Origin of the sequence: Roseburia sp. AM23-20, assembly GCF_003470905.1 — a bacterium.
Taxonomy (GTDB): domain Bacteria; phylum Bacillota; class Clostridia; order Lachnospirales; family Lachnospiraceae; genus Roseburia; species Roseburia rectibacter.
Map to the genome: position 1 here is coordinate 366110 of NZ_QRHS01000001.1, position 23598 is coordinate 389707.

Below are 23598 nucleotides of genomic sequence, written 5' to 3' on the forward strand. Positions count from 1 at the left end.
GTGTCCTCCATTTAATACACACGTTTCTCCTTTATCACTGGTTTTATGCTGAATATGTTTTCAAAGTAAGAAACCTTCGCATCAAACAGTGCCTTTTCCAGCGCAATATCATCATCCGTCTCAATCGTGATCACCAGTTCTTTTCCTTTTACTGCTGCACGCACATTTTTGAATTTCTGTTTATGGCTGCGATCCATAGCATTTGATACACGTAATATAGCAGAAAGTTTTGCAATGACAAGGTAGCTTTCATGACTGATATCGTTTTCAAACTCTTCGTAGGCAGGCAGCGGATAGGTATTATAAAGAACCGTGTACGCAACAATCTCACGTTCCATATGCGTAAGTCCTATAATTTCCGATTCCATGATAATATCATAAGAACAGACCGGTCCGTTCGCAAGACTGATATATTTACCACAATCATGTAAAATTGCAGCCACCTGCAGTAAAAGTCTCTCCCTTTTTCCCAGTCCGTGAATTTTTTTCATTGTGTCAAAGATCAGTGTAGCCATCTGCGTCAATGCATCAATGTGTGGCGAATAACTCATATAACGTGCAGACAGATTTCCCGCTGCTGAGATAACATCTGCATCAAAATCATGAACCGGTTTACAAAGTTTATGTTTCTGTGCATAATCATATGCAATACCATCACTGACAATGACACCCGGTGCCCAGATTTTTTCCGCTTTCATTTTACGTGCCATACATTTAAAAATGATCATATATGGAATGATCAGGGAATCATTTTCATTTGATAAATTCAATTCCTCTGAGATCTGCTCCACAGTCTTTTTGTCAAGTCCATCCAAAAAAGCCAGGAAATCATTGGTTTCCATCAGATTTGCATGTTTTTTCCCTGTGACTTTACCGGCAACTTCCATGATATAGTCCCCGATGATGATCAGATTTTTTACCTTTACCTGTTCTGTGAACATTGCCATAAACACGTTTAGTTCTTTTTCTACCAGTTCTTCGATCTGCAGCTCATACTGCTCTAAACTGCAGCTTTTTTTTGCAAGCTGTTCCTGCATCCGCATGGTTCCAAGTCCAAGATGCTGTGTAGTGATCACTTTCCCCTTTGAAAAGATCGTGATCTGCATACCGCCGCCACCGACATCAACTACTGCTGCACCTGTTTTTATCAGTTCTTCAAACTCACTGCGCATCGCAACCGATTTATAACTGATAAAACGATGCTCAGAGTTGCTTAAGACATGTACCGTAAGTCCGGTGCGGATACGGATCTGGTCTAAGATAAACAATTCATTGCTCACATCACGGAGCGCTGCAGCTGCATATGCCTCATACCCATCCACCTGATACTCTTTCATGATGCCTGTAAACTGTTCTAACGTATCACAGAGAGCTTCCACCAGCTCATACCCGATCACGCCGCGCGAATACGCATCCCGCCCAAGCTCGATCCGGCTTCTGATATAATCGATTTTGCGAATACCTTTTCTGGCAGAGATTTCAAAAATTTTCAAGCTCACCTCATAAGAACCGATATAAATCGCTGCAAATGTATGAATTGCCATATCTTATCCTCCTGCTTTCAAATTATTCCTGTTTTCCAAGCAGATAATTAATAAACTGCTGTGCTGTTCTTCCTGACAGTCCGCCATGGGCAAGTTCCCATTTGTTTGCCTCGGCAAGAAGTGTTTCTTCTTCCATGGTAATGCCATTCTTTTTGGCAAGTGAGACTACGATATTCTGGAACTCTTTTTTGCTTGGTGCACCAAAATAAATAGAAACACCGAATCTTGCATACAGGGACAACTTTTCCTGTACTGTATCTGAAGTATGCATATCCTCCCTTACTTCCTCTTTATCAGAGAATGTCTCACGGATCAGATGACGTCTGTTTGAAGTTGCGTAGATCAAAACATTATCCGGTTTCTTCTCAAGTCCTCCTTCGATCACTGCTTTCAGATATTTATATTCGATCTCAAATTCCTCAAATGACAGATCATCCATATAAATAATAAATTTGTAATTACGGTTTTTAATCTGTGCGATCACATCATTCAAATCGCAGAACTGATGCTTGTACACTTCGATCAGACGCAGTCCCCTGTCGTAATACTGATTTGCGATTGCCTTGATACTGGTTGATTTTCCGGTTCCTGCATCTCCATAAAGCAGGCAGTTGTTTGCCTCTTTTCCACGGACAAAACTCTCCGTATTGTCGATCAGTTTCTGTTTTGCGATCTCATATCCGACCAGATCGTCTAATCTTACATGTGCAATATTTGTGATCGGTACGATCTGTGCACCTTCTTCTTTATGTAACACACGGAATGCTTTATGCAGTCCTAACTTTCCAACACCAAATTCACCATAAAACTCCGTAACGGCATCCTTAAAATCGTTTGCGTCAGCCGCCTGTTCTAATTTTTCCGTCAGTTCACAGATGCGGTCACGAATCCTCTTATTAAATAATTTTCCGCTGTCACTTGCACTTTCATAATGCAGTAATGCATCCATACAGTCGATCTCATAATCTTTTGCCAGCCCGGTAAAATCAAAATCAAATAAATCTTTCATGATCTTAAAATCATGAAGTGCGATCTGATTAACAGAACCTTCCATGCCACCCCTGATCTCACATCCACAGCTGTATGCATTTTCATTATTGACCAGAATAAATGCAATAAAATTATGCCAGAGGTTTCCTTTAAATCCATGGCTTACAGCAAGTTCTGATAACTGGTTAAAGCACTCATATAACAGAGCTTCGATATCCTCTCTGTTGTAATATTCATTCTCATAATTCTCCATGATCCATGCCATGTTATAGAATAATTTTCCATTTTCAAAATTTTTATATAAAATCAGATTTTTTGTGCTTTTCATGTCTTTCTCCATTTCTCTGTATGAAAAGTTTTTCACACATTTCTTTCGTTCTAATAATTTCCAAGGATCTTTAATCCCAATGTTTCCTCTGCGAGTCCCCTTAATGCATTCTGTACTGCTGCATCATTTAAATTTCCTTCAAAGTCAACAAAGAAACGATATTCCCAGTTTTTCCCCTGAACCGGTCTTGATTCGATATGGTTCATATTGATGCCGTTGTAAATAAAATGGGATAACATATGGTAAAGAGATCCACTCTCGTGCATACCTTCAAAACAGATACTGATCTTTTCCGCTTTTGAAGTAAATACACGTTTACCGGATACAATGATAAAGCGTGTTGCGTTCATCTTGTTATTCTGGATACATTCATCGAGTACCTTCAGTCCATAGATATCTGCCGTCAGGCTGCTTGCAATCGCTGCTTTATGTTTTTTGCCGTCTTCTTTTACTTTCTTGGCAGCCATTGCTGTATTTTTCAGACTGTGTTTTTCCCACTCTCTATGGCTTTCAAGATATCTGCCGCACTGCATCAGTGCCTGTGGGTGAGAATAGACGTCTGTGATATCAGAAAGTTCTGCTTCCGGCAGTCCAAGCAGTGCATGATTGATCTGTATGATCTGCTCCCCTACGATACAATTATCATATTCTACCATCAGGTCATAATTTTCAGATACGATACCCGCCGAGGAATTTTCAATCGGTAAAACTGCATAATCAGCTTCTCCGTTTTTGATCGCCTCCATGGCATCGCGCCAGGTCTCCACGTGATAACTGTCTGTCTGCTCTCCAAAGTATTCTTTTAAGGCAAGCTGGCTGTACGCTCCCTCTGTCCCCTGAAATACAATACGCGCATTGTGATAATCCAAACTTTCCACTTCTGTAAAATCTGGTTTTTCATACATGCCGTGTGCGGTTAAAAGCTGATACTGACGTTTTCTGCTCATCGACATGATCTGCTCAAACAGTTCACGTATCCCATGTTTATTAAAATCTGTTTTGCCAAGTGCTGTCAGAGTTGCAAGTTTTGAATCTTCGCGTTCTTTGTCAAATACCTTTTTCCCGGTATTGATCTTATATTCTGCAACACCTGCTGCAATCTCCATTCTCTCCTGATATAAATCTACGATCTGTCTGTCAATGACATCGATCTGGTCTCTTAATTCTTTTAAGTCTTTCATGGATTCCACCTTTGTTATTTGTATTACTTCTAATATATTACATTAACGTGCTAATATCAAGGGCAGAAAAAGTGATATTCCATAGGAAAAATATAGTATTCGTGATCTGAAAATGCTATAATAAACACAGATGAGAAGCAAATCAAACACATTGTCACGTCAGCATAAAATGCTCTCAGAATGGAGGCCTTATGAAAAAAGTTATCACGATTCTCTTAGTTATCCTCGTACTCGCCGCCGGTGTCGGTTTTGGTGTCTACCACCACAAATCAAACGAGACAAAATTCAATGACGATTACATAAACGGCAACACGGCTGGCAATCTTTATAATGCCGGCATCTTCTGCACGGCAGCTGATGGTACGATTTATTTTGCCAATCCTTCTGACGGCAGTAAACTCTATTCTATGAACAGTGATGGTTCAGACCTTACAAAGATTTCTGATGATGTTGCCACCTTTATCAATACGGATGACAATTATATTTACTATGTGCGCAACAATCCGGTTTTTACAGAACCATTTTCATTTTTGACGATCAACACAGACAGTCTCTGCCGGCTTGACCGCAGCAAGCATAAAAAGAGCATTCTCCTTGATTCTTCCGCGAGTCTTTATGCCTCTTTAGTCGGAAATAAAGTTTATTATCTGCATTATGATGATAAGGATTTTACAACTTTTTATGAAGTAGGCATTGATGGCACCGGCATGAAGCAGGTAGATAAAACACCATACCGTCCCTGCTCGACAGTTGGACAGTATATCTATTATAATGGTGTATCGAACGAACATAGCATCTGGCGTTTTGATACAGTTACTGATACGGCAGAACTTGTACTTAAAGGAAATTATTATATGCCGGCTGTAATTGGTGATACACTCTTTTTTCTGGACAACGAACAGAATTATACACTTACCCGCACAGATCTTTCCGGGGGGGCGCCTGTCACTCTAAGCGATGACCGCATTGACTGCTATAACATCACCGGTGACTATATTTATTTCCAGCGCAACAGTACAAGCGCGCCTGCTCTCTGCCGTATGAAAACGGACGGCAGTGATTACACCGTGATCACAGAGGGCAACTATACCAATATCAATGCCACAGAAACGGATATCTATTTCAGGGATTTTGCATCGGGTGTCATGTACAAAACACCGATCGCTGATCCTTCTGACGTCGAAGTTTTCAATCCAGGAACAGGTTCTTCCGACAAGTGATCCTGCAGCGGATATACAGATATACAGCCAGCAATGGTTTTATCAAAAAAACACAGGGACTTTTTGTTAGTCTTCTGTGTTTTTTCATACCTTTTTATCTTTTTTCTACGTGAAATCAAACAGTGAAAGCTGGTTCGATTCCGGCATATCGCCAAGCAGTCCTAAATCTCCCATCAGGTCAATGACCGTCTTCGTTGCTTTTGTTCTCTGTCTGAAATCATCCCTGGATAAGAATTTCCCATCCTTTGCTGCTTCTGCCACCGCGATCGCAGCATTGTCTCCCATACCATCGATGGTATTTAATGCAGGCATCAGTTTTCCGTCAATGATCTGGAAACGATCCGGTTTTGCCCGGTAAATATCAATCGGTATAAAATCAAAGCCTCTTGCATACATTTCCTGCACGATCTTCATATCACGGTAAACATCCTGCTCTTTCTTGGAAAGTGAGTCTTTTCTGCGCTCATAATCTTTCTGAAAATAGGTAAGGCGCTCTCTTCCCTGACACATGATCTCATAGTTGAATCCGGTCGCACGGATGGAAAAATAGGCTGCATAGTAGGCAAGCGGATAATATACTTTGCAGTATGCAATACGCCATGCCATCATAACGTAAGCTGCCGCATGCGCTTTCGGGAACATGTATTTGATCTTTAAACAGGAATCAATGTACCACTCCGGCACATCATGTGCACGCATCTCCGTCTTCCATTCTTCCTTAAGTCCCTTTCCCTTTCGTACAGACTCCATGATCGTAAAGGACTGCTCACTGTCAAGTCCCATCTGGATCAGGTAGATCATGATATCATCACGCGTACAGATGGCAGTAGAAATCGTCGCCAGTCCCTGCTCGATCAATGTCTGTGCATTGCCAAGCCATACATCGGTACCGTGTGACAGACCGGAAATACGGATCAGATCCGAAAATTCCTGCGGCTTCGCATCGATAACCATCTGCATGGCGAACTCTGTGCCAAACTCCGGGATACCAAGGCATCCAAGCGGAATACCTCCGATCTCCTCCGGTGTGACACCGAGTGCTGATGTATTCTTAAATAAAGACATGACTGCTTCATCATCCAGAGGGATCGTAACCGGATCGATTCCCGTTAAGTCCTGAAGCATACGGATCATGGTCGGATCATCGTGTCCTAATATATCAAGTTTTAACAGGTTGTGGTCAATCGAATGGTAGTCGAAATGCGTAGTGACTGTCGCAGTTGTCATATCGTTTGCCGGGTGCTGTACCGGAGTAAAAGTGTTGATCTCCTCTCCCACCGGAAGTACGACGATACCACCCGGATGCTGTCCGGTTGTTCTTCTTACGCCGACACATCCCTGTACAATACGGTCGATCTCACAGTTTCTCTTATGAATACCACGTTCTTCATAATAATTCTTAATATAACCAAATGCCGTCTTATCTGCAAGTGTACCGATCGTACCGGCGCGGAATGTCTGACCGTAACCGAAGATAACCTCACAGTACGCATGTGCCTTACTCTGATACTCACCGGAGAAGTTTAAGTCGATATCCGGCTCCTTATTTCCCTTAAATCCAAGGAAAGTTTCGAATGGAATATCAAATCCGTCTTTCACTAATTTTTCACCACAGACCGGACAGATCTTATCCGGCATATCGCAACCGCTTCTGCCGGAAAATGCCTTAACCTCCGGCGAATCAAAGTCGCTGTATTTACAGTTAGGGCAGCGGTAATGTGCCTGAAGTGGATTTACTTCCGTGATACCGGACATTGTTGCCGCAAAGGATGAACCTACGGAACCACGTGATCCAACCAGATATCCATCCTCATTTGATTTCCATACCAGTTTCTGTGCAATGATATACATAACCGCATATCCGTTGGAAATGATGGAGTTTAACTCACGGTCTAACCGCTCCTTTACGATTGGTGGAAGTTCTTCCCCATACATACTGTGTGCCTTGGTATAGCAGATATCACGCAGCATCTGATCCGAATTTTCAATCACAGGTGGACATTTATCCGGACGTACCGGTGCAATTTTCTCGCACATATCCGCAATCTTGTTCGGGTTTGTGATAACAACTTCTTCCGCTTTTGAAGAGCCCAGATACTCAAATTCTTTGAGCATTTCCTCTGTTGTCCGAAGATAAAGCGGAGCCTGGTCATCTGCATCCTTAAATCCTTTTCCCGCCATAATGATACGACGGTAAATCTCATCTTCCGGATCAAGGAAGTGTACATCACAGGTTGCAACAACAAGTTTTCCGAATGTTTCTCCAAGTTTTACGATACGACGGTTGATATCCTGCAGCTCCTCGATCGTACTGACCGATTCCTTATCGCTTTTTAGCATAAATTCATTGTTGCCAAGTGGCTGGATCTCCAGATAATCATAAAACTTTACAAGTCTTATGATCTCTTCTTCCGGTCTTCCACCTACGATCGCACGGTAAAGCTCCCCCGCTTCACAAGCAGAACCTAACAGCAGACCTTCACGGTATTTTACAAATTCGCTTTTCGGAATACGCGGTCTTTTGTTATAGTAAGTCAGATGTGACAATGAGACCAAACGGTACAGATTGATACGTCCGATATCGTTTGTCGCAAGGATGATCGCATGATATGTATTCATCTTCATGATCGTCTCCGGTGAAGCCTGTCCCATCTGGTTAACTTCATCTAAAGTCTCCATCCCCCGGTCATGAAGCATCTTTACAAACTTTACAAAAATCTCTGCCGTACATCCTGCATCATCCACTGCACGGTGGTGGTTCTCTAAAGAGACTCCAAGTGCTTTTGCCACTGTATCAAGTTTGAACCGGTTTAGCTGCGGCATCAGGATTCGTGCTAAGGCAACCGTGTCAATGATCGTAAAATCTTTCTCAATCCCCTGCCTCTCACAGTTTTTGATGATAAAACTCATATCAAAATCAGCATTATGGGCGACCATGATCGCATCCCCGCAGAACTCCATAAACTGCGGCAGGATTGTCTCGATCTTTGGTGCATCAATTACCATATCATCACGGATGGAGGTCAGTTCCTCAATCCTGTATGGGATTGGCACTTCCGGGTTTACAAAAGTGGAGAACCGGTCTGTGATCTCCCCATGCTCCACTTTTACCGCACCGATCTCTATGATCTTATTTTTTTCAGGAGAAAATCCGGTCGTCTCAAGATCAAATACCACATAAGTATCATCGAGATTCTGGTTTTTCGAGTTGGTAATGATATCTTTTAAATCATCCACCAGATATGCCTCCACACCATAGATAACCTTAAAGTCATCATCCGGCGAGATCGCATGGTTTGCATCCGGGAACGCCTGTACATCCCCATGATCAGTGATAGCGATTGCTTTATGTCCCCATTTCACGGCACGTTTTACGATATCTTTTACCTCGGAAACACCATCCATATCGCTCATCTTTGTATGGCAATGCAGTTCCACACGTTTTTCCGGGCTTGTATCCATACGGACAGACGTAAAATCCGGTATCTTTTTGATTCCGACAATCGAACCTATCGTAAGTTCACTATCGAATTTATCGATTGTCGTAACACCTTTAATCTTTAAAAATGCACCTTTTTTCACACCCTCAAGCAGCTCCGGAAGCTGGTCATTTCTGGTAAAAATTTTTAAGACGATCGAATCCGTAAAATCGGTTACCGACATAATCACGATTGTTTTTTCATTGCGGATTTCTCTCGTCTCAAGTGTCATGACCTGACAGCGTATCGTAACCTCTCCCATTTCTCCGACGATCTTCTCGATCGGGATCGTCTCATCATCAAAATCTTTTCCATATAAAACATCCGGATTATCTGATTTTTTGTATCCGCCATAGGAACCACCATCATATTTCTTTCGAAATTCTTTTTTCCCGAAAGATTTTTCCCCTTTTTCGTCTGCCATTTTTGCTGTATTCGCTGCAAATTTTGCATTATTTCCTGCGTTTGCAGATTCTTTTGCATTATTTGATTCCTTTGTGGCAGTTTTTGTCGTCATATTCGCAGTCTGCACATCTCTGTCATCCTGTGATTCCACTTTTACCGGTGTATCATCCGCATGAAGCTGTACGCGTTTTAAAATATTTTTTATTTCAAACTGTATCTGTAAGTCACTGTTTTTCTTATGTTTACTCTCTTTCGGTTCCTCAAAAGCAAGTTCCACGGAAAGATCAAGTCCACAGCGCTCACAGACCACTTTCTCTAAAAATTCAACGATCTCATGTGATCTGGTCTGCGCAATGATCGTATTCTCTAAAGTTAAAAGCAGATGTGAATCCCCTGTAAACTCCATTTTAGCGGAACGCAGCAGATTATACTCCATCAGACTGTAATTTTTCAGCTCCTCTAAGATACTGTCCTTATACAGATCCATCAGTTTCTCCGCTGTATACTGCTCTGACAACTGATATTTTTCAATGACCTTGACATCCATGTGTCTGTTTTTAAAGATCTGGTCATGTATGTTTTTTTCCAACTGATATATATTCTTTTTATGTATGAGACGTTTTCCATTTAAGTAGATCCGGATATGATCTTTCTCATGATTCATACCGACTTTGGTAACTTCCGTCTCCGATAACAGTTTTTTCATATCCCCGTTCACTTCCAGTGTCGGAAATACATCAAAAAACATTTTTGTCATGTTGTTTCAACTCCAACTTACTTAATTCTCATTCCAGTGCAGCAGTTCAAACCTGAGGCTCTCTAACAGTTCAGATTCCGGTACTTTCTTGTAAACTTCCCCGTGTTTGATGATAAGCCCTTCTCCGATTCCTCCGGCAATTCCGATATCCGCTTCTTTTGCTTCTCCTGGTCCATTGACCACGCAGCCCATAACCGCAACTTTGATATCAAGCGGAATATCTGCAACCATGTTCTCGACCTGGTTGGCAAGTCCGATCAGGTCAATTCTGGTTCTTCCACAGGTAGGACAGGAAACAACCTCAATGCCGCCCTTTCTCAGTCCAAGTGTCTTTAAGATCAGCTTCGCAGATTTGATCTCTTCTAATGGATCTCCGGTCAATGACACGCGGATTGTGTCTCCGATTCCCTGAGATAAGATCAGACCAAGTCCGATTGAGGATTTGATATTGCCGCTGATGATTGTTCCTGCTTCTGTGATTCCGACATGCAGTGGATGATCCGTTTTCTCCGCGATCAGTTCATGTGCTTTCACACACATCATAACATCTGAGGATTTGATACTGATGACAAGGTTATCATATCCCATATCCTCGATCATTTTTGCTTTATCTAATGCACTCTCCACGATTCCCTCGGCGGTCACACCGTGATATTTTTCTACAAGATCTTTCTCTAGGGAACCACTGTTAACACCGACACGGATCGGGATCTGGCGCTCTCTTGCTGCATCTACGACTGCCTGCACACGCTCCCTGCTTCCGATATTTCCCGGATTGATACGGATCTTATCCGCACCATGCTCGATCGCTGCGATCGCCAGACGGTAATCAAAATGAATATCAGCCACAACCGGGATCGTTACCTGTTTTTTTATCTCTGTCAGTGCTTCTGCAGCTTCCATGGTAGGTACTGCGCATCTTATGATATCACAGCCTGCAGCAGCAAGTTTATTGATCTGTGCCACTGTCGCTGCAACATCCTCTGTCTTTGTATTTGTCATTGACTGGATCAGGATCGGATTGCCGCCTCCGATCACCTTAGAACCGATTTTTACTGTTTTTGTTTTCACTGTCATTTCACCTCTACATGAAAATTTTTCGGATATCGTTAAACATTACGACTACCATCAAAAGCATCAATAGCATAAGCCCTACAAAATGCACCATGCCCTCTTTATCCGGATCCACCTTTTTGCCCCGGATCGCTTCAACGATCAGAAATACAAGTCTTCCACCGTCCAGTGCCGGAAGTGGCAGCAGATTCATGACACCAAGGTTTGCGGAAATTAAAATGGAAATATAGAGCATCTGTAAAAATGCCGCATAATAACCATAGGAAACACTCTCCTCATAACTGTCACCGATCGCATCGACCAGACCTACCGGACCGCTCATATCATTTAAGGTAACACCACCCGTGACAAGCATTTTCAAACTTCCAAGAGTTGTATCGATCCAGTATTTTACTTCATAACCGCTGTATAAGAAATTCTTAAAAATATTTCCTTTTTCCACTTCTCCTCCGACAAAACCATAACGGTATCTGCCAAGTTCTTCATCAAATAACGGTGTCAGATCTGCCGTATATCTTTTCCCATCACGCTCATAAGTTACTTTGACAGTCTCACCGGCATGAAACATTGAGTAGGAACTGACCTCTCTGTAAAAATGAATATGTTTTCCGTTCATCTTTACAATGACATCCCCCGCCTGCATTCCTGCCTGCTCTGCTGCAAATCCCTCACTGACCTGCGTTATCTTAGGAATATCATATCCGTTGCATGAAAGAAGGATGAATGAAAAAAAGAATGCCATGATAAAATTAAAGACCGGTCCGGCAGCGACCACGCTGATCCTTGCCCATACAGACTTTTTCCCAAACGCTCTGTCATCGCTGCTTTCACCGTCCTCGCCCTCCATCATACAGGCACCGCCAAACGGAAGCAGTTTCAGGGAATATTTTGTTTCCCCCTTCGTCACACCAAAGATCGTCGGTCCGAGTCCAAGACAAAATTCATTGACACGGATTCCATTTGCCTTTGCGAGTGAAAAATGCCCCAGTTCATGAAATATAATAATGATACTAAAGATCAATAATGCAATAATAATTTTCATCCGTTTCTAATACCTTTCCATTCTGCATTTATACCCATTTCTGTTCAATATACTCATATACTGCCTGTTCTGTTTCTAATACCTCATCCAGACTCGGATCATTTTTATAAGCCACATATTCCATGCAGTCCTCAATGATTTCCGTAATCTGCGGATAACTGATCTTCCGATTTAAAAACATTGCCACCGCCCGCTCATTTGCTGCATTAAATACCGTTGGCTGGCTGCCGCCCTTTCTCATTGCATCGTAAGCTAATGCCAGACCTTTAAATGTCTTTGTATCCGGTCTCTCAAACGTCAGGCTTCCCAGTTCAAAAAGATCAAGTCTTTTACCTGACATTTTTCTGCGCTCTGGATAATAAAGTGCATACTGGATCGGCAGACGCATATCCGGTGTTCCAAGCTGTGCGATCACTGCCCCGTCCTCATACTGCACAGCAGAATGGATCACACTCTGTGGATGAACGACCACTTCAATCTGATCTAATTCCACCCCAAAAAGCCACTTTGCCTCCATAACTTCAAGTCCTTTATTGACAAGTGTGGATGAATCTATTGTTATCTTTCTTCCCATTGACCAGTTCGGATGCTTTAGGGCATCTTCCACTTTCATCCCTGCAAGATCAGCCGTACTTTTTCCACGGAATGGTCCACCGGATGCTGTCAGCAGTATCTTTTCAATACGATTGCCCGCATTTCCCTGCAGCGACTGGAAAATTGCACTGTGTTCGCTGTCCACCGGAAGGATGGGCACATGATATTCTTTTGCTAATGGAATAATAATATGCCCTGCCGTTACCAGTGTTTCTTTATTTGCAAGGGCAATTTTTTTACCTGCCTTAATTGCAGCAACTGTCGGCCGGATTCCCATCATGCCAACGATCGCAGTAACTAAAATCTCACTCTCCGGATGAACTGCCACATCGATCAGTCCCTCCATCCCTGAAACCACTTTCGTATCTGTGTCTGCTATTTTAATCTTCAGTGCTTCTGCAGCTTCTTCCTTGAACACACATACCAGTTTTGGAGAGAACTCCCTGACCTGCTGCTCTAACAATGTAATATTATTTCCTGCTGCAAGCGCAACAACCTCAATATCCTTCTGTTCTCTTACGATATCAAGTGTCTGCGTACCTATCGACCCCGTCGAACCTAAGATTGCTATTTTTTTCATATCCGTATCCTCTGTTTACAATACAATAAAATTTGCTGCAAGGAAATAAATCATCGGTGCAGTAAAGATCACACTGTCAAAGCGGTCTAAGATACCGCCATGACCCGGGATCAGCTTTCCGTAATCCTTGATCTCATAGTTTCTTTTGATTGCAGAGGCAGTCAGATCACCCACCATGGAAATCAGCGCTCCAACCGCACTGATCGCCGCCATGATCCACACATGCTGCATGGTAACACCCATCGCATTTTTAAAGATCATGCCATAAATGACAGTTAAAAGTGCAGCTCCAACTACTCCGCCAATTGCTCCCTCAACAGACTTTTTCGGACTTAATTTTGGAGACATCTTATGTTTTCCGATCAGCATGCCTACACAGTACGCACAGGTATCGCATCCCCACGAACACAAAAAGATCAGCCAGACAATATAAGCGCCTGCGTTAAGCATCCTTGTCTGGTATACATAAGAAAGCATCACAGCAACATAAAACACTCCAAAAAATACAGCCAGCATCTGCTCTGTCTTATATTTCGGATAGGTAAAGACATAAACAAACATAAGTGCCATCAGAAAACCTAAAACAACTACCATAATATCCGGCAGAAAATCCCATTTTAAATTACAGTAAAATACAGTTGCTGCAAGATAGCCCACGATTCCCGGTAATTCTTTTTCCACATGAAAAATCCTGTACAATTCGAACATCCCGATATACGAAATGAGTAATGTCGAAAAGAGTAATACATCTCCCCCTGTGATAATAAGCACCAATGCGGCTGCAACTAACACAATGCCGCTCAACAGTCTTGTTTTAAACATATACGAAAACCTGCCCTTTCCTCTTTCAGTTTATTTGGATTCCTCTGTCAATCCACCAAATCTTCTGTCTCTCTTATTATACGCTTCTACAGCTTTTTCTAATTCCTCTTTTCCAAAATCCGGCCATGGTACATCCGTGAAATAAAATTCGCTGTACGCAAGCTGCCACAACAGATAATTTGAAAGGCGCTGTTCTCCACTTGTCCGGATCAGAAGATCCGGGTCCGGAATCCCTGCTGTATCCAGATATGACGCAAACACATCCTCATTTAATTCTGATATCTGCCTTGTTCCATTCTCCATATCCTGATAAAGTTTTTTCATTGCACGGATCATTTCATCCCTGCTTCCATAATTAATAGCAATCTGTAAATTCAGGCCATCATTATTCGCAGAAGCTGCTTCCAGTTCTGTAATCTGTGCCTGGAACCGGTCACTTAAACGTGTGGTATCTCCGATCACACGCACACGCATATTATTTTTGTCTGCTGTTTTGATACAGTTCTTCAGATAACTTTCGAGAAGCTTCATGAGCGCTGCCACTTCTCCCTCAGGTCTGTTCCAGTTTTCTGTTGAGAAAGCATACAGGGTCAGATATCTGATTCCCATATCATGTGCTGCTTTGCAGACTGTTTCCACATTTTTTGCTCCGACTGTATGTCCATAATTTCTTGGCATTCCCTTACTTTTCGCCCATCTTCCGTTTCCGTCAAGGATAATTGCTACATGCTGTGGAATTTTCATTTTGATCCTCCGTTCCTGCCTACTTTTCATGAAAAATCATTTTCATTTCATAAAGCGAAAATGAGGACACGCTTTTGTCATGTCCTCACCTCTATATTCTACACAAAAATCCTTAAACTGTCAGGATCTCTTTTGTTTTTGCCTCAACAGCCTTATCGATCTCAGTGATATATTTATCAGTCATTTTCTGTGCGCCGTCCTCTAACTCTTTCACTTCGTCCTCGGACACATCTGCAGACTTACTTAACTTCTTGAAAGAATCATTGGCATCACGACGGATATTACGAATTGCAACTTTTGCACTCTCACCTTTTTTCTTAACATCCTTTGCCAGTTCTTTACGTCTTTCCTCTGTGAGTTCCGGGAAAAGAAGACGAATCACTTTTCCATCATTGGTCGGGTTGATTCCAAGATCCGATGTTAAGATTGCCTTCTCGATCTCTTTTACCATGGATGCTTCCCACGGCTGGATCTGAATCATTCTCGGTTCCGGGACATTAACGTTTGCCACCTGCTGGATTGCTGTCGGTGTTCCGTAATAGTCAACTCTTAACTTGTCAAGGACATGCGGATTAGCACGTCCGGCACGGATGCTTCCAAACTCCTCAGACAGGTTATTCATTGTTTTCTGCATTTTTTCATCAAACTGAACTAATCTTTCATCCATATATTTTTCCATACCTTTCGCGGTTTTTATTGCAATAGAATGTATATTCTGTAAACATTCTGCTGTCATGAATTATACGGTTACTTTCGTACCATTAAAATCGCCTGTCATTGCCTTTACAATGCTGTTTTCCTCGTTCAGTCCAAAAACAAACATCGGCATTTTATTTTCCATACACATGATCGATGCAGTAAGGTCAACCACTGCAAGTTTGCGGTCAATAACCTCCTGTATAGATACCTCGCTGTATTTTACAGCGGAAGGATTGATCTTTGGATCGCTGTCATAAACACCATCAATTGCTTTTGCAAGGTAGATTCCCTCTGCCTCCATCTCGATCGCACGGAGCACAATGCCTGTGTCCGTTGAAAAATACGGATGTCCGGTTCCTCCTGCAAAAAATACGACCATTCCTTTTTCAAAATACTTATTTGCACGGTCTTTTGAAAACAGTTTTGTCATGCTTCCACACTCAAATGGTGTCAGGATCTGTGTTTTCATTCCAACGGAACGGAAAATTTCAGAAACATAGATACAGTTCATAACTGTCGCAAGCATTCCTATCTGATCCGCCTTTGTACGATCAATGGTTTCACTGGTTCTTCCTCTCCAGAAATTACCTCCGCCGATCACGATGCCGACCTGAATGCCCTGATCTGTAATCTGTTTTACCTGTCGCGCCACTTCTGTAACAGTCGGCTCGTCAAATCCGGTATGTTTTTCACCAGCTAAAGCTTCACCGCTTAATTTTAAGAATACTCTCTTCATATTCGATTACTCGTTTCCTTTCTGAGCATTACCATTGAACAGGCTCTGTACATCCACGTCAGAGTAGCACTGTGAACAGAATCCCTCGATTACTGCGCCGTTGTTGATCTGTACAGAACGGGATTTGATGTTACCCATAACAACTGCGGATGTGTCTACAACAACCGGTCCCTGTACATCGATATCACCTTTGATAGCTCCTGCGATCACTGCGGAAGTGGAAGTTACATTACCGATGATAACAGAACCAAGACCGATTTTAACGGTTCCTGTGCTGACAACCTCTCCCTCGATCTTTGCTGCATCTGCAAAAAACTCAGACGCACTGCTGTTTCCATTTACGACACCAGTTACAACTAATTTGCCGTTACATCCTACATTTCCTTCTACCTGTCCTCTTACATCTAAAGAACCGTTTGATACAATGTCACCTTTGATGATTGTTCCCTCTGTGATTACAGATACCTCATCAGATACCGGTGCGCTCTGGTTATTAGTTGCAGGTGCTGTTGTATTGTCAGCCATTTTTCTTTCCTCCTGGGTTGCTTTTGTAATATTTGAAACTGTTTCATTTTTTTCTGTTACAGGTGCTGCTGTTTTTTCCGGCTGTACACTTGCATGCTGTGCTGCCATTTCTGCGGCACTTCTTGCTGCGGCTGCTTTCTCAGCTTCCTGCTTTGTCACCTGTTCTAACAGACCATCCAGCTTGGAAAGTTCTGTCTCAACATCCACTTCGCCTTCTAACGTATTAACCTCAACGTCATCTTCGTTCGTGCTGGTTTCCAGGTTGTCATCTGCAGGCATCAGTTCATTGACTGCCTGTGAGAAGTCATCTTTAAAATCCTTGAAAAATCCCATGTTCATTCCTCCATTTATTCTCAGTTATTCCACTGTGTCTGCTTTCACATACTGAATAACCTGTGTATCTTCATCAATCGGTAATATTTGTGCGCCCATTCCCTCTAAAGCCTCAATCAAAGGTCCTAAAGCTTCTACCGTTGCTGACTTATCTTTCCCGTCATGCAGTAAAACCACCGACGTTTTATATTTTACTACATCATCTGTCACATTTTCAACTATTTCCTCAGATGTATACACAGTTGAAGCGCCATCTCCAGCCGATACATTCCAGTCGTAATAGACAATTCCCTGCGTATTAAGATAATGGATAAAATAATCCATCGGCACATTACTGATGAGATTACTGCTTCCTCCCGGAAAACGATAATAAAAGCTGTCCACTCCTGTGGTCTGCTTTAAGAAATTCTTCAGTGTCATATAATCCTGCTCAAACGCTTCCTCTGACTGATAGATCACACTATACTGATTTGAATAAGAATTCATGCCAAGAGTATGCCCCTCATCTACAATCCTTTTATAAACAGGAATCATTTCTTCATCCTGGCTTCCATTCACAAAGAAAGTAGCTTTCACACCATATTCTTCTAATACGTCTAAAATCTCAGACGTATGTTCAGACGGTACATTATCAAATGTTAAGTATACCTTATGTAAATCTCCGTCCGATGCCATATTATCTTCATCGGATATTCCCGTAGCCGGAGGTGTTACTTTATCCCAGGTCATCTCCGTCTGCATAATTTCCGTATCTTCTGTTTCCTCTGCTATCACACCGCCACTCAGCTTTGCGGCAGCGCCTGCATTGACCTGATCTGTATTCTGTTCGCTGCTGCTTGTCACCAGCCGGTCTATCTTATGTTCCAGTGACACCATCTTAAAAAATAATGCCACGATCAGAATCATGGAAAGAACAATCCATCCTGCTACAATCAAGATAATACCGTTTCGGATCTTCGCAATCCTTTTTCTGCGTTTCCGCTGGTGATTCAGCATTTCTGAATCTTTATCCTGCATACAATACCCCCAAGGTAATCGTTAGTACCTATCTATTGTAACACATTTTTTTATTTTTCAAATAAAAAAGCGCAAAAAAATTGATTAATTTTTCCGCACTTTTTTTGTTATTGTCTGATTATTTTTATTTATCTTCTACTATTTTATTTTCCAAGCATATTTGCAATAAAAAAACCGCCAATAAAAAGTAATATTCCCAGCAAAAGCTGTCCAATCCCAATGGAAACAATATTCATTCCCGAAAGAACTGCGATCGGTGATGAAATGACCAGTCCCATAATCGCAAAATAAGTTCTTCTCTCCTGTTTTTTCAGGAGATATTCCACGAGTTTTGAAACAAGAAATATTCCCAGCACTACACCAATGCCAAACGGAATGAGAACTGCCGCACACGAAAACAGCACTTCCCACCTTAATCCCGGCAATGCAGCCAGGAATTCACTGATCCTGTTTATGACCGGCGTATAGTACCCAAGAGACATCAAAAGCATTGATCCACTGACACCTGGAATGACCATGGTCGCTGCAGCTACTGTTCCGACCAGAAATAAGGACATACTGCTCTGTATACCGGGTTCTAAAGAAACATCTGTTCCCTGTTTCCAAAACTGCATCCATACGACCAGTCCAAAGAACAGTAAAAACAGCAATATCTCCGAAACCGAAGCACGTTTTCCCATTACTTTTGGCAATAAAAGTGGTACTCCGCCAAAGATCAGACCAATAAATAACATTGCTGTCTCAAACGGAAATTCCAGAAAAAAATATCCGATCACAAACGACAATCCACCGATCCCACACAGCATCCCAACTGCATATGGCAGTAAAAGCCTGACACTCCTCCAAAAATGTTTAGGCATTTCCGTCACAGCAGAGATCACATCCCCGTATATTCCCATGGAAACCATCATAGTTCCTCCACTGACACCCGGAATGATATTTGCAACACCGATTGCGATTCCCCGCAATACATCTTTTAAAAATGACATAATATTCCTCCAACTTCTGTTATTCTGCCAACCTTACTTCTGTCATCTCTTGTGCAATATTTAATGCATGATCTCCGATTCTCTCAAAATCAGTGAGCATCTCTGTATAGAGAACACTCCCCTCACCTGACGCAGTACCTTCCTGTATCCGGTGCATCATACGATTTCTGTAATCCTCTGTCATGTCATCCATCTTTTGTTCGAGTGCCGAAATACGGCTTAATCCATCAAGCGCCTCCATATTTTCATTTAAAAGCAGCGTCAAAAGTTCCTCGCAGGTCTGCTGCATCTGCAAAATTTCTTCCTTTACTTCTTTTGAAAATCTGACATCTTTTTCCTTCAGCCACTCAGAATATCCGCAGACATTCATTGCATGATCACTGATTCTTTCTATGTTGCTGGTCACTTTGAAATAGGCACTTAATATCCTGCTTCCCTGCGTATTTGTCTCATGTGCCATGTTTTTGGATATGTACTTTGAAATCTCTCGGTTTAAAAAATCCACGTACTCCTCTTTTTCTTCCACTTTCGGAATAAATCCATCATCACAGTTTAAAAATGCCGTAAAACTGTCAGAAACATTTTTCTTTGCGATCTCAAGCATTCTCGCTATCTCTTTGTGTGTCAGTTCGAAATTGATTGCTGATACGCCGATTTTCCCTTCCGTCACCGGTTTTGTATTTTTTAAATACTTTAAATACATTCCCTCCTCCGGCTCGTCCACATCCGGCAGAATCTTTTCTGCCAGTTTTGCCAGAAGATTTCCCGCCGGAAGCAATAATATTGTTGTTACAATATTAAACAGCGTATGCATATTTGCGATCTGCGCTGCCGGATTTGCAGGTGTAAGTCCTCCTACCCAGGAAGTCAGTGGCGTCAGCATACAGAGTATCGTAAAGACTGCTGTTCCTATGATATTAAATGAAAGATGGATGATCGTCGTCCGCTTAGCATTCCGGCCTGTTCCAATCGACGCTAACACTGCTGTAATACAGGTACCGATATTTTGTCCAAACAGCACATACACTGCTCCAGAAAAAGAAATCGCCCCACTTGCCGCAAGAGCCTGAAGGATTCCAACCGACGCTGATGAGGACTGGATCAATGCTGTAAAAACTGCACCTGCTAAAATTCCAAGCAGAGGATTGGAAAATTTTGTCATCATAACAATGAACGCTTTGGAATCCCGAAGCGGCATCATTGCTGTGCTCATCATTTCCATTCCAATAAAAAGAACACCAAGCCCTGCTAAAATACCTCCTATGTTTTTTACTTTTGGCTGTTTCAGAAAAACAACCAGCACAACACCTAAAAACGCAATAAACGGTGCGATCGCCCCGGCATCAAGTGCGATCAGCTGTCCTGTAATGGTCGTACCGATATTAGCACCCATGATCACTCCGACTGCCTGCCGCAATGTCATCATGCCGGAATTAACAAAACCTACGACCATAACTGTTGTTGCGGAGGATGACTGTATGATCGCAGTGATCACTGCTCCTACTAAAACACCTAAATACCGGTTCGTTGTCAGCCGCTCTAAGATCTGTTTCATCTTATTTCCGGCAGCAGCCTCCATCCCCTGGCTCATCATGTTCATTCCATACAGAAAAAGCGCCAGTCCTCCTAATAATGATGCAAATTCTTTTGCTCCCATTTTATCCCTCTTTTTTTAGTTATTACGGCATTTTCCGTTTTTCCTGCAAACACGTCATTGCCGCTTTTTACACACTCTTTTAACATATCAGACGTATTTTTTACCGTCAACCGGGATATCGGATTCTTAACGCTTCCTGTATTTTTTTTATGAAGTTTTTGTCAATTCTATGTAATGCCTGCATCTGCCAAATGTCATTATATTTGTTCCAGAAAGATGCTGTTTATTATATGCCTGCTTACAGAAAAAGTACTGCTGTCTCAAGACTCTCCAGCATAATCTTCTCACCCGGCAGAGTTTTTCTACCTGTATTTGACAGCAAAATTTCTTTTACCTCTCCCGGCAGCATCAACTCTGCCGCATCTTTTCCGTAATTTGCGATTACAAGTATTTTCTGTCCGTTTTCTTCTCCAATACGCATAAATCCAAATATTGTATCCGTATCTTCATAAACTGGTACTACTCTTCCATAAACAAAAGTTTCTTTAAATTCCGGTGATTTGCGCAGTGCGATCAGCTTTTTATAATAGGAAAGTACTGAGTCCTCCCGTCCTTCCTGCTCACGGACATTGATTTCTTTATAATTTGGATTCATTGCAAGCCAAGGCACATGTACACTAAAGCCTCCTTTTTCATCTGCACTCCACTGCATTGGTGTACGCGCATTGTCCCTGCTGTTTTCATAGCAGCATGCCAATGCTTCTTCTTTCGTACATCCTGCCTCGATTGCAACCTGATACTGATCTTTTGTACTGATATCATCATATTCTGAAATATCGTTTCTATGACAGTTTGTCATACCGATTTCCTGTCCCTGATAAATAAACGGGATTCCCCGAAGCAGGATTGAAGTTGTGGCAAGCATTTTTTTGCCCATTTCATTCTGCGCATAATCCGGAAGGTAACGGCTTGCACCTCTCGGTTCATCATGATTTTCAATGATGTTTGCCTTAAACCCAATGCCCTCCATCTCTTTCTGGGAAGCAAACAAAATTTCTCGCCAGCGTTTAAAATCTATCTTTTTGCTGTCATACCATCCATGCTCACCATAGGTCAGTTCATGTGCAGAGAAATCAAACATGCTTGAGAAATGACCATCATCCCCGACAAACTCCCTTAATTCGTCCTCTTTCATATTAAATACTTCACCAACTGTAAAAGCGTCGTATTTCTCGAAAGTCTCATGTTTCATCTCCTCTAAAAATTCTCCGACGCCGTCTGTCTCTTCTACCATCTTCACACATGACACCAGACCATCATCCCCATCCGGTTCATAGGAAGGAAAACTTGTATCTTTCTTGATATTAATGATCGCATCAATACGGAATCCACCAAGTCCCTTATCTAACCACCAGTTGATCATCTTATATATCTTATCCCGTACTTCTTTGTTTTCCCAGTTCCAGTCCGGCTGTTCCTTAGCAAACATATGCAGATAGTATTTATCCGATCCCGGCACCGGCTCCCATGCCTTTCCACCAAAATAAGAACGATAATTGCTTGGTTCTTTTCCATCTTTTCCCTTTACAAAATAAAAATAATCTGCATAAGGTCCGTCCGGATCAGCTAAAGCCGCCTTAAAATATTCATGTTCACTCGAACAATGGTTTACCACAAGATCCATAACAATGTACATGTCACGCTTTTTTGCTTCGGCAAGCAGCTCGTCAAATTCTTCCATAGTTCCAAATTCTTCTGCAATCTTATAGTAATCAGATATATCATATCCCTGGTCAATAAACGGTGATTTATAAATCGGAGAAAGCCAGATGATATCAATGCCAAGTTCTTTTAAATAATCCAGTTTTGAGATAATTCCTCTCAGATCACCAATGCCGTCTCCGTTTGTATCCAGAAAACTCTTTGGATAGATCTGATATGCTACCTTGTCATGCCACCATTTTCTTTTCATTTTTTTCCTCCTGACACATTTTATTTCAATATTCTTTTTTATATTTTTTGCATAATTCTGTTTTCTTTTTCAGCTGATGTAAATATTATATTTGATTTTTATTCGTTTTTCTTGCATTATGGTTGGATAATATTGTACAATACTGCTATCATAGCTGCCCGACAAATGCTGGTTTGTTTATGAAATAAATCGCCCGTCCCAATGGTGTGTCGCAGGTTTGTGAGTGGCATCTTGCGCAAAGCCGGAGTTAATTTTGGTTCCGTTGTACGAAAATAAGAAAAGTCTAAGTGTGTCTGAGTTAGATTTTCTCGGAGTGACGTGACCGGCGTTCAACGAGCCATCCGTGGCTCGTGAAGCCTTGTTCTGCCATCCGTGGCAGAACATCACTGTGTATCTACAGACACACTAAGATTTTCTAATTTTCTCCCAAAGTCACAAAATCAGCTCCGGCTTTGCGCAAGATGCCAGCCTCCAGGTTATGAAACACCATTTGGGTGGGCGGTTCATCTCAAAATCGGGGGGCGTAAGTGCGGATTTTCCAGTATTATCAAACCAATAATAATCTATTAAACATAGTTATTTGGAAATATTTTTTATCAGATTCAGACACAAAACACTAAAAATTTACGCACCCCCAAGGTTGTAAAATGAGTTCTCCGGCGAAGGGTGGTTCACAACTTAGTGGCTGGCAAATCGCATTAAGCCGGGACCTGTTTTGTGACTTTTGGAGAAAATTAGTCAATCTTAGACTGCCTGTCCGCAATACAGTGTTGTGCTGCTACGGACGGCAGCACAAGTCTTAATGTGCCCGGATGGCACATTTAAGACGCACACGTCACTCCGCCACAATATAAATCAGGCATACTTAGACTTTCTTATTTTCGTACAACGGAACAAAACGAGTCCCGGCTTGATGCAATTTGCCAATCGAAAACCCCCGGAACCACCCTACACGAGGAAACTCATGTCA

The 23598-nt window shown here is 42.0% G+C and carries 17 protein-coding genes; 1 reads left to right on the top strand and 16 read right to left on the bottom strand.

Annotation, left to right across the window (positions count from 1 at the left end):
• Positions 1 to 11: 11 nt before the first annotated feature.
• Genes DW650_RS01690 through pheA form a run of 3 tightly spaced genes read right to left on the bottom strand, consistent with a single transcriptional unit; the run spans position 12 to position 4043 of the window.
• Entirely contained in the window at positions 12 to 1544 is a 1533-nt protein-coding gene (locus DW650_RS01690) for a Ppx/GppA phosphatase family protein (protein ID WP_118208912.1), read from the bottom strand.
• A 22-nt stretch (positions 1545 to 1566) separates the two neighbouring features.
• Positions 1567 to 2862: an ATP-binding protein gene (locus tag DW650_RS01695; RefSeq protein WP_117920946.1), complete on the bottom strand. Its 1296-nt coding sequence runs from the start codon at positions 2860 to 2862 to the stop codon at positions 1567 to 1569.
• Between the two features lie 50 nt (positions 2863 to 2912).
• Positions 2913 to 4043 carry a prephenate dehydratase gene (gene pheA, locus DW650_RS01700; RefSeq protein WP_118208913.1) on the bottom strand — a complete coding sequence of 377 codons (1131 nt, stop codon included), beginning with the start codon at positions 4041 to 4043 and terminating at the stop codon, positions 2913 to 2915.
• A gap of 191 nt (positions 4044 to 4234) precedes the next feature.
• Between pheA and DW650_RS01705 the strand changes: the two genes are divergently transcribed.
• Positions 4235 to 5263, top strand: a complete 1029-nt coding sequence (locus DW650_RS01705; protein ID WP_118208914.1) for a DUF5050 domain-containing protein — start codon at positions 4235 to 4237, stop codon at positions 5261 to 5263.
• Positions 5264 to 5368: 105 nt separating this feature from the next.
• On the opposite strand, the gene DW650_RS01710 is transcribed toward DW650_RS01705, so the two are convergent.
• The 13 genes from DW650_RS01710 to DW650_RS01770 all read right to left on the bottom strand — a co-directional run bounded on the left by DW650_RS01710 (position 5369) and on the right by DW650_RS01770 (position 22628).
• The gene (locus tag DW650_RS01710; protein WP_118208915.1) at positions 5369 to 9904 is read right to left on the bottom strand and encodes a PolC-type DNA polymerase III; all 4536 of its coding nucleotides are present in this window, start codon (positions 9902 to 9904) and stop codon (positions 5369 to 5371) included.
• A gap of 21 nt (positions 9905 to 9925) precedes the next feature.
• The gene (ispG, locus tag DW650_RS01715; RefSeq protein ID WP_118209035.1) at positions 9926 to 10975 is read right to left on the bottom strand and encodes a flavodoxin-dependent (E)-4-hydroxy-3-methylbut-2-enyl-diphosphate synthase; all 1050 of its coding nucleotides are present in this window, start codon (positions 10973 to 10975) and stop codon (positions 9926 to 9928) included.
• 13 nt (positions 10976 to 10988) lie between these two features.
• Positions 10989 to 12020 (bottom strand): RIP metalloprotease RseP, encoded by a 1032-nt coding sequence (gene rseP / locus DW650_RS01720; protein WP_118208916.1) that lies wholly within the window; start codon positions 12018 to 12020, stop codon positions 10989 to 10991.
• Between the two features lie 28 nt (positions 12021 to 12048).
• Positions 12049 to 13194, bottom strand: coding sequence for a 1-deoxy-D-xylulose-5-phosphate reductoisomerase (locus DW650_RS01725; protein WP_118208917.1), 1146 nt, complete (start codon positions 13192 to 13194; stop codon positions 12049 to 12051).
• A gap of 15 nt (positions 13195 to 13209) precedes the next feature.
• Complete coding sequence (locus DW650_RS01730) at positions 13210 to 14016, bottom strand: phosphatidate cytidylyltransferase (protein ID WP_118208918.1); 807 nt, start codon at positions 14014 to 14016, stop codon at positions 13210 to 13212.
• A 30-nt stretch (positions 14017 to 14046) separates the two neighbouring features.
• Entirely contained in the window at positions 14047 to 14760 is a 714-nt protein-coding gene (locus DW650_RS01735) for an isoprenyl transferase (protein ID WP_243006828.1), read from the bottom strand.
• Positions 14761 to 14872: 112 nt separating this feature from the next.
• Positions 14873 to 15427 carry a ribosome recycling factor gene (frr, locus tag DW650_RS01740; protein WP_117920962.1) on the bottom strand — a complete coding sequence of 185 codons (555 nt, stop codon included), beginning with the start codon at positions 15425 to 15427 and terminating at the stop codon, positions 14873 to 14875.
• Between the two features lie 72 nt (positions 15428 to 15499).
• Positions 15500 to 16195 (bottom strand): UMP kinase, encoded by a 696-nt coding sequence (gene pyrH, locus DW650_RS01745; protein ID WP_006858906.1) that lies wholly within the window; start codon positions 16193 to 16195, stop codon positions 15500 to 15502.
• A gap of 6 nt (positions 16196 to 16201) precedes the next feature.
• On the bottom strand, positions 16202 to 17053 hold the full coding sequence (locus DW650_RS01750; RefSeq protein WP_118208919.1) for a polymer-forming cytoskeletal protein: 852 nt from the start codon (positions 17051 to 17053) through the stop codon (positions 16202 to 16204).
• Between the two features lie 24 nt (positions 17054 to 17077).
• Positions 17078 to 18070, bottom strand: a complete 993-nt coding sequence (locus DW650_RS01755; protein WP_118208920.1) for a polysaccharide deacetylase family protein — start codon at positions 18068 to 18070, stop codon at positions 17078 to 17080.
• Between the two features lie 143 nt (positions 18071 to 18213).
• The gene (locus DW650_RS01760; RefSeq protein ID WP_117920957.1) at positions 18214 to 19059 is read right to left on the bottom strand and encodes a DUF368 domain-containing protein; all 846 of its coding nucleotides are present in this window, start codon (positions 19057 to 19059) and stop codon (positions 18214 to 18216) included.
• Positions 19060 to 19078: 19 nt separating this feature from the next.
• A complete protein-coding gene (locus DW650_RS01765; protein ID WP_118208921.1) occupies positions 19079 to 20716 on the bottom strand; it encodes a Na/Pi cotransporter family protein in 1638 nt (545 codons plus the stop codon).
• A 238-nt stretch (positions 20717 to 20954) separates the two neighbouring features.
• Positions 20955 to 22628: an alpha-glucosidase gene (locus tag DW650_RS01770; protein ID WP_118208922.1), complete on the bottom strand. Its 1674-nt coding sequence runs from the start codon at positions 22626 to 22628 to the stop codon at positions 20955 to 20957.
• Positions 22629 to 23598 lie beyond the last annotated feature (970 nt).

What these genes read in the sequence shown, in the direction of transcription:
- DW650_RS01770 (WP_118208922.1), bottom strand. Translation starts at nt 22,628, where the DNA reads ATGAAAAGAAAATGGTGGCATGACAAGGTAGCATATCAGATCTATCCA.
- DW650_RS01710 (WP_118208915.1), bottom strand. Translation starts at nt 9,904, where the DNA reads ATGACAAAAATGTTTTTTGATGTATTTCCGACACTGGAAGTGAACGGG.
- frr (WP_117920962.1), bottom strand. Translation starts at nt 15,427, where the DNA reads ATGGATGAAAGATTAGTTCAGTTTGATGAAAAAATGCAGAAAACAATG.
- rseP (WP_118208916.1), bottom strand. Translation starts at nt 12,020, where the DNA reads ATGAAAATTATTATTGCATTATTGATCTTTAGTATCATTATTATATTT.
- pyrH (WP_006858906.1), bottom strand. Translation starts at nt 16,195, where the DNA reads ATGAAGAGAGTATTCTTAAAATTAAGCGGTGAAGCTTTAGCTGGTGAA.
- DW650_RS01735 (WP_243006828.1), bottom strand. Translation starts at nt 14,760, where the DNA reads ATGAAAATTCCACAGCATGTAGCAATTATCCTTGACGGAAACGGAAGA.
- DW650_RS01695 (WP_117920946.1), bottom strand. Translation starts at nt 2,862, where the DNA reads ATGAAAAGCACAAAAAATCTGATTTTATATAAAAATTTTGAAAATGGA.
- DW650_RS01765 (WP_118208921.1), bottom strand. Translation starts at nt 20,716, where the DNA reads ATGGGAGCAAAAGAATTTGCATCATTATTAGGAGGACTGGCGCTTTTT.
- pheA (WP_118208913.1), bottom strand. Translation starts at nt 4,043, where the DNA reads ATGAAAGACTTAAAAGAATTAAGAGACCAGATCGATGTCATTGACAGA.
- DW650_RS01755 (WP_118208920.1), bottom strand. Translation starts at nt 18,070, where the DNA reads ATGCAGGATAAAGATTCAGAAATGCTGAATCACCAGCGGAAACGCAGA.
- DW650_RS01730 (WP_118208918.1), bottom strand. Translation starts at nt 14,016, where the DNA reads ATGTTTAAAACAAGACTGTTGAGCGGCATTGTGTTAGTTGCAGCCGCA.
- DW650_RS01690 (WP_118208912.1), bottom strand. Translation starts at nt 1,544, where the DNA reads ATGGCAATTCATACATTTGCAGCGATTTATATCGGTTCTTATGAGGTG.
- DW650_RS01725 (WP_118208917.1), bottom strand. Translation starts at nt 13,194, where the DNA reads ATGAAAAAAATAGCAATCTTAGGTTCGACGGGGTCGATAGGTACGCAG.
- DW650_RS01750 (WP_118208919.1), bottom strand. Translation starts at nt 17,053, where the DNA reads ATGGGATTTTTCAAGGATTTTAAAGATGACTTCTCACAGGCAGTCAAT.
- DW650_RS01705 (WP_118208914.1), top strand. Translation starts at nt 4,235, where the DNA reads ATGAAAAAAGTTATCACGATTCTCTTAGTTATCCTCGTACTCGCCGCC.
- DW650_RS01760 (WP_117920957.1), bottom strand. Translation starts at nt 19,059, where the DNA reads ATGTCATTTTTAAAAGATGTATTGCGGGGAATCGCAATCGGTGTTGCA.